The organism is Synechococcus sp. PCC 7502, assembly GCF_000317085.1.
Taxonomy (GTDB): Bacteria; Cyanobacteriota; Cyanobacteriia; order Pseudanabaenales; family Pseudanabaenaceae; genus PCC-7502.
The window spans coordinates 3250647-3263980 of sequence record NC_019702.1 but is presented as its reverse complement, the minus strand read 5'-3'; the positions used below and the strand labels follow the sequence as shown (position 1 = coordinate 3263980).

Below are 13334 nucleotides of genomic sequence, written 5' to 3'. Positions count from 1 at the left end.
TTAAGTTTTACCAAGTTTTACCATTTAACTCACGGGAGGGCTTGCTAGTGAATACTGTTGGTGTTTCTATTGGCTCCACAATTTTTACTAATTCGGGTGTTATTAATTCTGGAACTTCTTGGGTTTTTAGTGCCAACTCCCTAATCATGCGGGCGATCGCCCGTTGGGTTAATTGCCACACAATATTTCTACCTAGCTCTTGGGTTTCAGGCTTAGCTAAAATCTGCCCCGCCAAAGGCGCAAACTCTAGGGGCTGAATATTTTGATCCTGAGAAATTGTTGACCATACTCCCATTAACTTAGACAAACTCGAACCAGATTTACTCACCCTAGGTTGAGGTTTAGGACTAAAGGGATTAGGAATCAGACTAAATGCCTCTTTTTCGATCCCCTTCACAATTTCATCCGCAAGCCGAATCCGCATATATTCACCCCGTTCTGAGAGTAAAAAATCACTGACTTGGTGAATGGTTTCCTTCAGATTATAGTCTTGATTAGATTTAGCATTTTTGAGCAGATTTTCTAGTCTTGTCCACCGAAACTCCCCATCACGGAAAAGTAAATCTTTCAACGAGTTGCGTAATTCTGGATTAGAGTCAGTTAATAGGCGGTTAGCAACGTAGGGATATGCCACACTTAGCACCTTAAAGTTAGGATCAACATTCAGAGCTATGCCTTCCAAGGTAACTAAAGACCGAATAATTAGGGCATAGTAGGCAGGCACTTGAAATGGATACTCATACATAACTTGGGAAAGTTGATCGGTCATTTCCTTAAAGTCTAGTTCTGCCACACTGGAGCCGAGAGCCGCATTAAATACCTGTGCCAAGGCAGGGGTAATCTGATCCAAGTTCACAGTTTCAGTTAAAAAACCTAGCTTCACATAATCCTTAGATAAAGCCGCAAAATCTCGATTCACCAGATGAATAATTGCCTCAATTAAGCCATACCGTTGCTCAGAACTAACTTGGCTCATCATGCCAAAATCTAAATAGGCGAGTTTGCCATCGGACATCACCAATAGATTACCAGGATGGGGATCGGCATGGAAAAAGCCCTGATCAAGTAATTGCCGTAATGAGCATTGCACCCCAACTTCAATAATATGCCGACTATCAAAGCCCATCTGTTTGATTTTTTCTAGTTCCGTAAGCTTGGTGCCTTCAATCCATTCCATCGTCAGAACACGGCGGGCAGTATATTTCCAGTAAATTTTGGGTACATAGATTTCTTCTAGTTGTCCGTAATATTCCCCAAAGCGATCGGCATTAGCACCTTCGCAGGTATAGTCCATTTCCTCAAAAATTCGACTGGCAAACTCATCTAAGATGCCAACTAAGTTGCTGCGAATAAATTTAAAGCTTTGCATTGCCCAAGCTGATAGTCCTCGCAGAATATACATATCTAGAGCGATCGCTTCATTAATATCTGGTCTTTGCACCTTAATTGCCACCTGTTCACCCGTACGCAGTCTGCCCTTATATACCTGCCCTAGGGAAGCCGCAGCAATGGGGTTGGCGGAAATCTCCGCATAAATTTCCTGAGGGATCGCCCCTAATTCTTCATGAATAAACTGAAAAGCTTGTTGATTGGGAAAAGCAGGAAGCTGATCTTGCAGTTGCGATAATTCATCCATGTAAATGGCGGGAACAATATCTGGTCGAGTGGAAAGAGCTTGTCCAATCTTGATAAATGCTGGTCCCAGTCGAGTTAGTAATTGGCGTACCTGAATCGCTCTAAGTTTAGCTTTGCGATCGCTTTGTTGAGTTTTTCGATCCCACCACAGGCTCCAAAATAGCGAAAGTAGAGGCACAAAAATATTTAGACAACGCCCCCAAACTTGAAGTGGCAATCTTTTATAGTGATTAGCGATCACCTCAGCATCGTAACGATCTAACTCAAACTTGGCAGGCATAGATAAATAATAGATAAATAGTAAGTAACTAATGTAGTATTCAGAAGAACTTACCATCATCTTAGCAGCCCCGCTTCATATCAAAATATACAGGAACTGCTTAAAGCTAAAGGATTTACGCAAGAGTTAGATCGTACTCAAAATCTAGAAACCTAATCAGGTCTAAGGAATAGTAAGATGCAATGGCAAAGAAGCACCTAGTCTAAAATTATGAGTAATCGTCCCACCTTAGCGTTAGCTCTCACATTCTTAGTTACAACTACTGTTAGCATTAGCGGATTTTGGCTAGTTAGTAGATTTTTTCAAGGCACCAACTCCGTACCTGAAGGTTTAGTATCCCAAAATCAAGGTGATGTAAAGCTATTGGGGGATACATTTAGTGGTTACAGTACCTTTCGCAATAGCACATTCCTAGAGACACTCAAAGGGGCAGGGATAAAATTAGCCTATGGGGATGAATTTGATCAAGCTAAACGGGCAAAGCTCTTAAACGAAGGACAAGCAGACCTATTGGTCACGACCCTTGATCAGTTTATTAAGCAAAAGCCCAACGGCAAGATCATTGGGTTAATTGATCGGACGGTGGGGGCAGATGCGGTGGTTTTGAATACGCCTAAATATCCCCAATTAAAATCCCTGATTGATTTAAACCAATTGGTACAGGAAAAGCGGCGCAATGGGCAGAAACTGAAAATCACTTTTGCGGGTGATACTCCCAGTGAATATCTGGCATTTGTATTGAGTACCAAATTTGAGGCATTTAATCTCACTGATTTTGAGGTGCAGAAAGTCTCTGATGCCTCTGAAGCTTGGCAATTGTTACAAGACCCAAAACAAAATGTGGCGATCGCTGTAATTTGGGAACCATTTGTCACCCAAGCTCGCCAAAAAGGATACATTGTTGTTCTCTCTAGTAAGGATGCCCCAACTACGATTGTTGATGTTCTGGTGGCATCTAATCGCCTAATTACATCTCAATCGGAACTTCTAACTAAGCTATTGGAAACATACTATCGACGGATAGATACCAATGGGCGCGATCTAAGCCAATTACAAACTCAAATTGCCCAAGATGGGAAACTCGAACCGAAGGATGCGGCAGCAGTTTTACAGGGCATAGATTTTTTTACGGCGATCGAAGCTAAACGCTGGATGACGGATGATACTCTATCAAAGCGGATCGGTGCTACCGCCGCAGTTCTCTCCCTAGCAGGACAGTTAGAGCAAATTCCTACGGATACTAAAGGACTTTATACGGAAAAATTTCTGAGTAAGGCAGCAGAAAATACCCAAGTACTGATTGACCTAGTAAGAGCTACAGACCCTGATTTGGCAGAACGACTGACAGGTAATCGCAAACTCAATACGCCTGAACTTAAACTCAGTGCAAATCAAATCTTTAAGGCTCAAAGTATTGGGAACTTGGAAGTCAGGGGTGAAGTGAAGTTTAGTAGTGGTTCAGCACAACTAGCTAACCAGAGTCAGCAAACCCTTAATCAATTAGCTAAAGAAATTGGTGAATTTAGTCCTCAAACTGTGGCGGTGCGAGTAATTGGGCATACTTCCCAAACTGGTGATCTGCAAACCAATCAAATTCTGAGCCAAGATCGGGCGCAGGTGGTGGTGGATTATCTCCGCCGTCGAGGGGTGAAACATAATATATTGGCAGAGGGCAAGGGCTTTAGTCAGCTACTCCCTAATATTCTTCCCAGTGATGCGCGTAACCAACGTACTGAAATTAGACTAGTCAGGGTGCAATGAACCATATTTTGTCTAGCCTAGTCTTAAAAAACGATTATCTTTTTACTAGCATGACATATTTATGAAAAAGTATTTCGTTCCATTGTTTGTCTTAATTGCTTTATTCTCAAGCTACCCCCAACAGGCTAAGGCAGAAAGGTTTTATGTTAGGGTTCAGCCCAATTCTGTTACCGTAAGACAATCCCCACGACCTTCAGCTAAACATATTTGGATCGCTGACGAATGGGTACGGAGAGGGGGAAGATATGAAAGAGTTATAGCGCATTGGGAAACACCACCACCTCATCACAAAAACTGGGTTCAGGGACGTTGGGAACGTGATGCCAATCATGGTTATTACTGGATTGCTGGACATTGGGGATAGTGCCGTATAGCTTGATTAAAACTCAATCCCTCATCAATTTTCTAGTTCCCTCTTCGTTAATTTATTCGTTAATTTGAATGATAAGCAAAGAGGGATAAACAAGGTAAAAGTTAGGCTAGTTAGCGATTATAGGCAGCTATGCACTTGTTTACAAATAATTCGACAGCATCAGCATTTTGCCAGCCTTGAATTTCTGTAACTTTCTTTTCTAAATTTTTGTAGGTGCGGAAAAATTCGGCAATTTCCTCTAGGCGATGGGGGGCAATATCATCTAGTGATTTAACATGGGCATAGCGAGGGTCTTTGACGGGAACACACAGCAATTTTTCATCGCGATCGCCACCATCAATCATAATTAACATCCCGATCGGGCGGGCGGGAATAATACAACCGGGAAAAGTCGGCTGATCCATAATTACCATGCCATCCATGGGATCACCATCTTCCGCTAGGGTGTTAGGAATAAATCCATAGTCATAGGGGTACTGCACAGAGGCATACAAGACTCGGTCTAAGGCAAAAGCATTCAAGTCTTTATCAAATTCGTACTTGTTCTTGCTACCAGCCGGAATTTCAATTATGACGTTAAGCACGCCGGGCTTGGGTTGAGCAGGAATCCGTGATAAATCCATAGTTAATGAAGATTAATAGATTAGTTGTGTCTGAGTTTTATGATCATGATACCAAGCTAAGGGGTAATCCGAGTGATCACATCATTGCCAGTTAGTTGAATTGTTTGATTGGCTAAGTTGACGATCGCTTTGGTGCCATTTACCTTTAGATTTTTCTCAGCTTGAGCGTAGTTAATATTGCCGATCAGGGTTACAGTTTGAGCAGGAATAACCCATTCCACTTGATCAGCAGTGAGTTTAGCTTGACGTAAAATTGCATCGGCTGTGACTTGCCCATTAAGGCGTATAGTTTGGGTGGCGAGATTAGCTTGTCCAGACTCGGAGGTAATTACGACTTGACGGAGTGGGCTTGAAACTTTTACGGCGGCATCTAGGGATACTAATTGCTTGGGAATATCCCATACCAAACTTGAGGTTTCTAGGTCTATGCCTGACTCAGGTACCTTGCCAATAATATTTCCCCTCAGGTTAACTTGCTGCAAACTCGTATTCCAAGAGCCTTGATCGGACTTAAGCGTAAGTTGATTTTTAGTTTGAGTAATGGCGATCGCCTGTGGAGAAGTTACCAAATTAGTCTTAGTATTCCAGGTCAGTTTTTGGCTTTTAATTACCAGAGGTGGAGTTACGGAAGTAGCAACTACTTGATCTGAAAGTATAAATAAATTTTGGCTGGGATAGGCAGTAAGGGTTTTACCGACCATAGTAATCTGGCGATCAGGTGTTTCTACATCTTTAGCAATTTGGACATTACCTGTGGCGGTGAGCATATCCTTTTCTGACTGCCAAACTAGGCGATCACTCTGAAATTTAATACGATCCTTGGAGGCGATCGCAATAACTTTGCCCTCAATCGTAATTTCCTTCGTAGTTTGATCAATACTGCCTGTTGCCCCTGTCACATCGATAAGTTCGTCACCTGCCCTAAAAAACTTACCTTTAACATTACTCAATAATGCGCGACGATTATTTTCTGTGTACTCTGCTTGAGTAGCGGTAATTTCCCATAAAAGCTTGCCATTTCTGTCAACTTCTGTAAGCGTAATTTTGGATAAACTTGAGCCTGCTGTTTGTGGCAACTCGGTCACGCCGGGGGTAGAAGGCATTTGCAACAACCATACCGCTACCCCTCCGACTCCTAAAATTAAGATTCCCAATAGCCCCACCAACGCAGAATTTTTCATAACAAACCTTGCTCACTTTGCCATCAGTCTAGTGCAAATCCGATCGCAGAATTATTTTAGGAAGTTAATAGCAGCTTAATTACCCAACTCAACCATAAATTTAATTAGAAAATTTAATTGGGAAACTACATGGCGGCAAATTGCTTCTCGATCGCTTTATGATCCTGTGTCCATGCTGAGTAAACCTGAATAGCCATAGGATCGGGAAATATATCTTCTTGGTTAGTTTCAACGCCTTTAAGTACCGCATTGGCAACATCCTGTGGGCTAGTCTTTACCATAGGGAATTCTGCTGCCATATCTGTATCTACTGGACCAGGGAAAACTGCATAAACCTCAATCCCCTTAGGGGCAACAGAAGCACGCAGGGACTGAGTCATCGACCAAGTTGCAGCTTTAGACGCATTATAGGCAGATATTGCGGGCATACTGGCTAGGGCGACTACGGACAGAATATTAACAATTGCCCCACCCTGATTTTTTTCGATTATCGGTACAAGGGTGCGAGCCATTAGTAAAGACCCATAAAAATTAGTCTCAAATTGGCTGGCGATTTTAGATATTGGGATTTCAAGAATATTTCCAAAGGCTAATGCCCCCGCATTATTAATTAATAGATTAACATCACTAACTTGATCGGGTAGAGTAAGCTCAAGATTTGAATCGGTCACATCCACTTGAAGGGGAATGACCCGACTGGGGTCTAAGGCTACTACAGCATCTAGGCTTTGGAGATTACGGGCAGTGGCATAGACTTTTTTTGCTCCCGATTGTAAAAGTGCATTGACAAAAGCATAACCAATACCTCGATTAGCTCCAGTGACAAGGGCAATGGCATTGTGAATTTTCATATTTTTACCTATGTTCTATTTATATTGTGTTTAGGTTGACATTGGAATTATGTAATCCCCGTGTACCCGTGGTTATAAATATAGTTATTGCAAAAAAATAAATAAATAGGCTATTAAGCATTAATCTCGTGTACTTATTGCATGAATTGGCTTTTAATTCTTAATTATGGATATATCAGTGTTACAAACTTTTGTGGAAGTCATGCGCCAAGGAAGCTTTGTGGCTGTGGCTAAGAGTCGTAATATCGATCCTTCTTCAGTCTCACGGGCGATCGCTAATTTAGAGGCAGAACTTGGAATTAGGTTATTTCAGCGCACTACTCGCCAGGTTTACCCTACAGAAGAAGGTATTACCTATTTTAATCAAATTGAGCCATTGGTCAGTGAATTAAAACAGGCAATGATGGTGGTTAAAGATACCTCTGGACAAGTGGGGGGAACTTTAAGAATTACGGCTCCGTTTTCCTTTGGGCATAGGTGCATAGTTCCTTTACTAGGTAAGTTTTCTCGATTGTATCCAGATTTAACGATTGACTTGGTTCTAACTGATGCGATCGTGGATTTATTGGCAGAAAGAATTGATATAGCAGTGCGATTAGCAACTTTAAATGACTCTACCCTAATTGCTGAGCAACTGATGCGAACTCAATACATAGTTTGTGCTAGTCCTAAATATTTAGAGCAAAGCGGAAACCTCCAACAACCACAGGATATTCAAAATCATAACTGTTTGCTTTTTCCTTGGTCGGGATTCAGGACAAGATGGATATTTCGGAATCAAAAGAGTGAAGAGACAGCAGTTGCAGTAAATGGGAAAACCATGATATCCAGTGCGATCGCTCTCCAAGAATGTGCAATTATGGGGCTAGGTCTGGCTTTACTGCCTGATTGGTTGGTGGGGAAAGACCTTAGCAATGGCGTACTAGTGAATGCTTTTCCTGACTACGAAGTTACTGCTACTAATTTCCATACGGCTGCATGGTTGGTCTATCCATCTCGAATCTATATACCCTTAAAAGTACGAATATTTATCGAATTTCTTAAGTCAAGTATTGCCCATTTATTATCCTGATTTTTCTGCTTTGAATTTGGCTATTTCTTCTTGTCTTAAACAGTCCCGTTCTACTCTTAAAAATGTTTATCTAGCTTAGTTAGTATAGATAGAGATAATCTATTTTAATAATTGATACTTAGTGAGCATGGTTAAACGTATTTGTATCTGGTTATTGGGTCTGGTGTTGATGATCGCCCTAGAATTTATGGGTACTGGAGCAGTTGCCGCCGCAGATTACCTGCAAGAACAGAAATTTTTTACAGATGTTTGGCAAATTGTGAATCACTCCTACGTCGATAGTACCTTTAACCATCAAAATTGGTACAAAGTACGAAAACAGTACAGTGGCAAGAAATTTAAGTCTAGGGAGGAAACCTACGATGCAATTCAAGAAATGTTGGCAACTCTTGATGATCCATTTACAAGGCTGCTGCGACCAGATCAGTTTAGAAGTATGCAAACTAGTACCTCTGGGGCGTTGACTGGAGTGGGTTTACAGATAGTTGTGGATGCTGATACCAAATTTTTAACTGTTGTTGCCCCGATTGAAGGCTCTCCTGCGGCTAAAGCTGATGTGCGATCGCTTGATCAAATTATTAAAATTAACAACCTTTCTACTCAAAATCTCAGCTTGGATGAATGTGCCGATCGCCTACGGGGAGAAATTGGAAGCGAAGTAACCTTAACTATTCGTAGAGATATTAGTAGAGCCACTAAAGGAACCACTAAAACTGAGCTTGATAATCCTGTGGATACAGAAAAGCCATCTCCAGAAATTTTTGATGTTGTTCTGAAACGCGATCGCATTGCTGTTAATCCCGTAATTTATAAACTCAACCAAGAGGGTGAACAGAAAATTGGCTATATTCGGCTCAATCAATTTAACGGAAATGCCGTTACAGAGATGGCAGAGGCAATTAAAGACTTAGAAGCACGGAATACTGATAGTTATGTTTTAGACTTGCGGAGTAATCCGGGGGGGCTATTACAGGCAGGCATAGAAATTGCTCGGATGTGGCTACCCAAAGGCGTGATTGTTTATACTGCCGATCGCCAAGGTATTCAAGAAAGTTTTACTGCCAATGATACCAGTCCTCTGACCCTTGATCCTTTGGTGATCTTGACCGATGGTGGTACTGCTAGTGCAAGCGAAGTTTTGTCTGGCGCCCTGCATGACAATGGTAGAGCAAGGCTTTTAGGGACAAGAACCTACGGTAAGGGTTTAGTGCAGTCCTTATTTACCCTTGAAGATGGGGCTGGATTAGCAGTGACGATCGCCCACTATCAAACCCCGAACCATACGGACATTCACAAAAGCGGTATTCAGCCCGATGTGGAAGTAATTCCTGCTAATTCCTTAACTCGTAATCAATTGGGAACTAAAGACGATAACCAATATGTGGCAGCAGTGGACTTATTACTGCATCAAGATGCAAAAATTTCTAAGAAAATTTCTAAGTTGGAATCGCCAAATATTAATTAGCTGTTAGTCTTAAATATAAACCCATCCCTTTCTTATCAATTAACCTAATTAAATTAATCTAATAAATGACAATTACCTGGGAGCTAGATTTCTACTCTCGTCCTGTTTTAGATGAGAATCAAAAAAAGATATGGGAGTTATTAATTTGCAATTCTCCCGATCGCTCTTCACAACCATTTCAGTGGATTAAAGAATGTAATGCCCAAGAAGTCAATTCAGGATGGTTAGCTACCGAGTTGAAATTAGCGATCGCCCATAATGCCAGCTTAGGTAATCGTGATCCGCAAAAAGTACGGTTCTATCGTCCGAGCATGACCAATATAATTACCCGTGGTTGTAAGCAGGCAGAACTTATCCCCCAACCCTCACGCCGTTTATTTACTTTATCCAGTTGGCTCCAAACTCGAATGGAAAGTATTTATCCTCAACGAGAGGGGTTTATTGCTCCCGATCCCCAACCCCTGCCCCTCAAAATTGGGATACAGGTTCCTGTGGCAAAACCAGCACCCGATGCCCTTATGGGAGAGTCTTGGCTAGTAGCATCACTAAAAGTTGCTGATTTTCAGGAAGCTACGGAATGGTCGATGGATTTTGGCGAGTTGTTTGCTTTAGATCATATTTCCGATCCAGAGACTTTAATTTCTGGTTTAATTATTACCTCTAGTCGAGCTTTGGCTCTAGCAGCTTGGATGGCAGGAGTCGATCCCGTTGCTTTGAAATTTGAGGTTAGCGAAGGGAAAATACAATTAATCCTTGAAGCAGGGGAAGAATCTCGGTGGATTTTAACTACCTTAAATACAGCTAATCCTAAGGGGCAGAAGTCGGCGGAACGGATACCAAAGGTGATCTCCCAAGCTGGAAGTTTTGAACAGGCAAAGAAAAATAGTAATGGTATTCACTTTATTGCCATTCAAACTAGCCTTGAGGTCGAGCATTTCACGGGATTTTGGTTGTTGAAGGAATAAATTTGAAGGAATAAATTATGAGACGATGCCTCAAATATCCCTATTCTTGACCCAGTTTTTCTCTAGGTTTTTTGCTAAGGTTTGGGGTAGTCTAACCTTTTATACCGCCTTACCGATTCCCCAGCATTGGGCGATCGCCTTTGAGGGTATTGCGGGTTTTGCCCCAGCCATTGGCATCTTGATTGGTGGATGTTTAGGATTAGCTACCCTAGGTTTACATTATGTGGGTATGCCTGAATTAACCAGTAGTGGCGTGACCGTAGGGTTATGGATATTAATTACGGGTGGTTTACATCTGGATGGCGTGATGGATACTGCCGATGGGCTTGCCGTAACCGATCCCAGTCAGCGATTAGCAGTAATGGCGGATAGTAGGACTGGAGCCTATGGAGCAGTGGCAGGCATGGTTGTGATTTTATTAAAAACCTTAGCTCTCTATGATTTAAACGATTTAAACTCAGAATTTACGCTCCAAAGTGGCTTTGATTATCTCTGTTTAATGATGGCAGTCTGTGGTTGGGGACGCTGGGGGCAGTTGTTGGCAATTTGGCGATACCCTTATTTACGATCGCAGGGCAAGGGCGCATTTCACAAAGAATCGATCACATCTATCGGGAATTTAGTCCCCGCAACTTTACTGTTAATTGGTTTAGCGATCGCCCAAATTATGGTTAATCAAGCGCATTGGATGTTGGCAATATTTACGTTGGTGATGGGAGTAGCGATCGCCTTTATGGTCGGGGCTTGGTTTAACTACAAACTATCTGGGCATACAGGAGATACCTACGGTGCTGTGGTGGAATGGACAGAAACATTGATATTATGCGGGTTAACTATTTTGGTTAATTTTTTCAATTCATAATTTTAGCTAAACCTTTGATCAATCGGTTATTCTCTGCCTCTAGTCTGACGGCAACTCGAATATAGTGATCACCTAGCTCGGTAAAGCTCAAACAATCTCTAATTAAAATGCGATCGCTTTGTAAAAGTTGTTGTTGTAGCCATGCTCCAGATGCCTCTGTCCTCACTAATAGATAATTGGCAGCTCCCATAATTGGGTAAATACCTTCTAAATGATTTAAACCCTGCCATAACTGCGGACGAGCGGAACTTAACCAATCCCAAGTTTTTTGCTGAAATTCTATATCTTTAACGATCGCTATGCCTGCTGCCACTGCCAAACTATTAACACTCCAAGGGTCTCGCCACTGCTGCCATTGGTTTACTCGATCTGGATGGGCGATCGCATAGCCAAGTCTTAAACCGGGTAATCCATAAAATTTGGTGAGTGATCGTAAAATAACAAGATTAGAATATTTCGGGACTAAATCAATTAAGCTTTGTTGCTGCCATAGGGGGAGAAAATCCATAAAAGCTTCATCAATTACCACCAGTCCAAATTCATCTAGGTATGGGATCAAAGCCTTTCTTGTAAATAAATAGCCCGTGGGATTATGGGGATTATTAATTAATATGCCCTTTTGTAATCTTGATCCAGTTTTGGGCAATTCAGGCAGAAAAAATTTAAGTTCGCGATCGTCGTCAATGCCTAAAGCATAATCTTCAATCTCTACGCCAAAGGTCTTAAAAGCTCGGTAATAGTCGGAAAAAGCAGGTGTAAATAAAACCGTAGCTACAAACTGCCCTAAATCTCGTCCTGCCCATGTCAATAATTCTGATACACCATTGCCCGCTAATATGCAACCGGAAGAAATTTGATGAAACTCTGCTAATGCTTGCCGTAGAGCTATATATTCTGGATCGGGATAATGCTTGAGGCTGGTTAAATGGGAATGAATGGCGGCGATCGCTGAATCTGGAGTGCCAAGGGGATTAATGCTAGCGGAAAAATCTAAAATATTAGCTTCTGAAGTCCCAGCGATATTAGCTGCCCACCGTAAATTCCCCCCATGATTTGGCTGCATTCAACTATCTCTAAATATGAAATCTAATATGGAATATGTCCAAAGTGAACAAGGGATAATAACAATTTATTTTTATATACAGGATATTTCTTTAGTATCTAAAATCCATCTTAACTTTAATTTTGGAATTGGATTAAGCCTTTAACTCACAGGTTTTAACCCTCTGGGGGATTTAATCTTGCCATGACCCATGTAACGTAGGTACCAACGGGACTCCACAGTAAATAAGGCATCAATAGCCAACCTGCGATATTGGAAACCTGCCAAACTTGAGTTGTTAAAATCAAACCAAAGATAAAACCAATTGCCCCTATGATCGCCCCTGCTCTGACATTACGTAAACGGGTTAAAACTGGCGTAAAGGCTAAAATCAGGCATTCTAAAATTCCATAGCTTGCCATAAACAGCCATGTATTCATGGATTGAATTTGCCAAAGAAAAGTAGCTGAGGTAATTCCACAGATAAAGATAAATATCCAGATGATTGGAATAGCTGACTCAAAGGTTAGCCATCGGGGGCGGCGTAATCCCATGAACCATCTATAGTCACTGGGAGCAAGTTTATTCAGAATAAATCCTAAGATAAAGGCATTAACAGCGATCGCTAGCCAAGCCCAGATCATAATTTATCCTGATTGACGGTGACCCCTGTTGTACATCTATCAGTGCAAAGTTCCTTATCCTGCATTTGATCCTTCATTTTGTACTTCATAAAATGCTGACGCTGGGCAATAACTGTTTTAAGATCAGTGCGTCCTGTGAGAAATAGGCGATAATCAGCCCAAACCCCATATAATGCATCCGCTAGGCTCCCAATTACAGGTAATTTAGTCACTGCATAAATCCAACCGATGCCGAGAACATCGTAGATTTGGCGAAATACTTCCACATTTTGAATTACTTCACCATTGGGCAAAACAGCATGAATCCTGCCCATAGCCGTTTCAAAGTCAATGTTGGCGTTTTGGGCTGGGTCATAGTCTGCGGCAGCTATATCCACAAATTTGATCAAATTACGATCGCCATCTTTACGTTTCAAAAAGTTTACTTCTCTTACACATAGAGGGCAAGCACCATCAAATAGGAGTTTGATTTTCCAAGGGGTTTCGCTTGGGGCAGTATTAATTTCTGGAGAAGATGGCATTTAGATTTGGAGATAGATGTTTTGATTTGATGATCACATTTATTTTAGCTTGGTTACTT

General features: G+C 41.6%; 13 protein-coding genes. 6 read left to right on the top strand and 7 right to left on the bottom strand.

Translation table 11 applies throughout. The annotated features are described in order from the left end of the window. Window positions 1–7 precede the first annotated feature (7 nt). Window positions 8–1915 (bottom strand): ABC1 kinase family protein, encoded by a 1908-nt coding sequence (locus tag SYN7502_RS16350; RefSeq protein ID WP_041430273.1) that lies wholly within the window; start codon window positions 1913–1915, stop codon window positions 8–10. Between the two features lie 210 nt (window positions 1916–2125). On the opposite strand from SYN7502_RS16350, the gene SYN7502_RS16345 reads away from it, so the two are divergent. After that, on the top strand, window positions 2126–3676 hold the full coding sequence (locus SYN7502_RS16345; protein ID WP_015169842.1) for a phosphate ABC transporter substrate-binding/OmpA family protein: 1551 nt from the start codon (window positions 2126–2128) through the stop codon (window positions 3674–3676). A 61-nt stretch (window positions 3677–3737) separates the two neighbouring features. Next, window positions 3738–4040, top strand: coding sequence for a hypothetical protein (locus SYN7502_RS16340; protein WP_015169841.1), 303 nt, complete (start codon window positions 3738–3740; stop codon window positions 4038–4040). A gap of 119 nt (window positions 4041–4159) precedes the next feature. Here SYN7502_RS16340 and SYN7502_RS16335 read toward each other — a convergent pair whose 3' ends face one another. The 3 genes from SYN7502_RS16335 to SYN7502_RS16325 form a co-directional block, all read right to left on the bottom strand. Next, window positions 4160–4672: an inorganic diphosphatase gene (locus tag SYN7502_RS16335; RefSeq protein ID WP_015169840.1), complete on the bottom strand. Its 513-nt coding sequence runs from the start codon at window positions 4670–4672 to the stop codon at window positions 4160–4162. Between the two features lie 56 nt (window positions 4673–4728). Continuing rightward, on the bottom strand, window positions 4729–5853 hold the full coding sequence (gene lptC, locus SYN7502_RS16330; RefSeq protein ID WP_015169839.1) for an LPS export ABC transporter periplasmic protein LptC: 1125 nt from the start codon (window positions 5851–5853) through the stop codon (window positions 4729–4731). A gap of 125 nt (window positions 5854–5978) precedes the next feature. After that, window positions 5979–6704 (bottom strand): SDR family oxidoreductase, encoded by a 726-nt coding sequence (locus tag SYN7502_RS16325; protein ID WP_015169838.1) that lies wholly within the window; start codon window positions 6702–6704, stop codon window positions 5979–5981. Window positions 6705–6870: 166 nt separating this feature from the next. On the opposite strand from SYN7502_RS16325, the gene SYN7502_RS16320 reads away from it, so the two are divergent. The 4 genes from SYN7502_RS16320 to cobS all read left to right on the top strand — a co-directional run bounded on the left by SYN7502_RS16320 (window position 6871) and on the right by cobS (window position 11068). Continuing rightward, a complete protein-coding gene (locus SYN7502_RS16320) occupies window positions 6871–7776 on the top strand; it encodes a LysR family transcriptional regulator (RefSeq protein WP_015169837.1) in 906 nt (301 codons plus the stop codon). A 127-nt stretch (window positions 7777–7903) separates the two neighbouring features. Next, complete coding sequence (locus SYN7502_RS16315; protein WP_015169836.1) at window positions 7904–9241, top strand: S41 family peptidase; 1338 nt, start codon at window positions 7904–7906, stop codon at window positions 9239–9241. A gap of 65 nt (window positions 9242–9306) precedes the next feature. Next, a complete protein-coding gene (locus SYN7502_RS16310) occupies window positions 9307–10206 on the top strand; it encodes a Tab2/Atab2 family RNA-binding protein (protein ID WP_015169835.1) in 900 nt (299 codons plus the stop codon). Window positions 10207–10231: 25 nt separating this feature from the next. After that, window positions 10232–11068 carry an adenosylcobinamide-GDP ribazoletransferase gene (gene cobS, locus SYN7502_RS16305; protein WP_015169834.1) on the top strand — a complete coding sequence of 279 codons (837 nt, stop codon included), beginning with the start codon at window positions 10232–10234 and terminating at the stop codon, window positions 11066–11068. On the opposite strand, the gene cobD is transcribed toward cobS, so the two are convergent. The 3 genes from cobD to SYN7502_RS16290 form a co-directional block, all read right to left on the bottom strand. Beyond that, on the bottom strand, window positions 11058–12131 hold the full coding sequence (gene cobD, locus SYN7502_RS16300) for a threonine-phosphate decarboxylase CobD (RefSeq protein ID WP_015169833.1): 1074 nt from the start codon (window positions 12129–12131) through the stop codon (window positions 11058–11060). The two genes, cobS and cobD, sit on opposite strands and share 11 nt — an antisense overlap. Before the next feature lie 155 nt (window positions 12132–12286). Then, entirely contained in the window at window positions 12287–12754 is a 468-nt protein-coding gene (locus SYN7502_RS16295) for a TspO/MBR family protein (RefSeq protein ID WP_015169832.1), read from the bottom strand. Then, window positions 12751–13275: a thiol-disulfide oxidoreductase DCC family protein gene (locus SYN7502_RS16290; protein ID WP_015169831.1), complete on the bottom strand. Its 525-nt coding sequence runs from the start codon at window positions 13273–13275 to the stop codon at window positions 12751–12753. Before SYN7502_RS16290 ends, SYN7502_RS16295 begins: the two co-directional genes overlap by 4 nt. Between the last annotated feature and the right edge of the window lie 59 nt (window positions 13276–13334).

Excerpts from the sequence above, each read along its gene's own strand:
- SYN7502_RS16350 (WP_041430273.1), bottom strand. The coding sequence starts at position 1,915 with ATGCCTGCCAAGTTTGAGTTAGATCGTTACGATGCTGAGGTGATCGCT.
- SYN7502_RS16295 (WP_015169832.1), bottom strand. The coding sequence starts at position 12,754 with ATGATCTGGGCTTGGCTAGCGATCGCTGTTAATGCCTTTATCTTAGGA.
- SYN7502_RS16325 (WP_015169838.1), bottom strand. The coding sequence starts at position 6,704 with ATGAAAATTCACAATGCCATTGCCCTTGTCACTGGAGCTAATCGAGGT.
- lptC (WP_015169839.1), bottom strand. The coding sequence starts at position 5,853 with ATGAAAAATTCTGCGTTGGTGGGGCTATTGGGAATCTTAATTTTAGGA.
- SYN7502_RS16290 (WP_015169831.1), bottom strand. The coding sequence starts at position 13,275 with ATGCCATCTTCTCCAGAAATTAATACTGCCCCAAGCGAAACCCCTTGG.
- cobS (WP_015169834.1), top strand. The coding sequence starts at position 10,232 with ATGCCTCAAATATCCCTATTCTTGACCCAGTTTTTCTCTAGGTTTTTT.
- SYN7502_RS16335 (WP_015169840.1), bottom strand. The coding sequence starts at position 4,672 with ATGGATTTATCACGGATTCCTGCTCAACCCAAGCCCGGCGTGCTTAAC.
- SYN7502_RS16310 (WP_015169835.1), top strand. The coding sequence starts at position 9,307 with ATGACAATTACCTGGGAGCTAGATTTCTACTCTCGTCCTGTTTTAGAT.
- SYN7502_RS16320 (WP_015169837.1), top strand. The coding sequence starts at position 6,871 with ATGGATATATCAGTGTTACAAACTTTTGTGGAAGTCATGCGCCAAGGA.
- SYN7502_RS16345 (WP_015169842.1), top strand. The coding sequence starts at position 2,126 with ATGAGTAATCGTCCCACCTTAGCGTTAGCTCTCACATTCTTAGTTACA.
- SYN7502_RS16340 (WP_015169841.1), top strand. The coding sequence starts at position 3,738 with ATGAAAAAGTATTTCGTTCCATTGTTTGTCTTAATTGCTTTATTCTCA.
- SYN7502_RS16315 (WP_015169836.1), top strand. The coding sequence starts at position 7,904 with ATGGTTAAACGTATTTGTATCTGGTTATTGGGTCTGGTGTTGATGATC.
- cobD (WP_015169833.1), bottom strand. The coding sequence starts at position 12,131 with ATGCAGCCAAATCATGGGGGGAATTTACGGTGGGCAGCTAATATCGCT.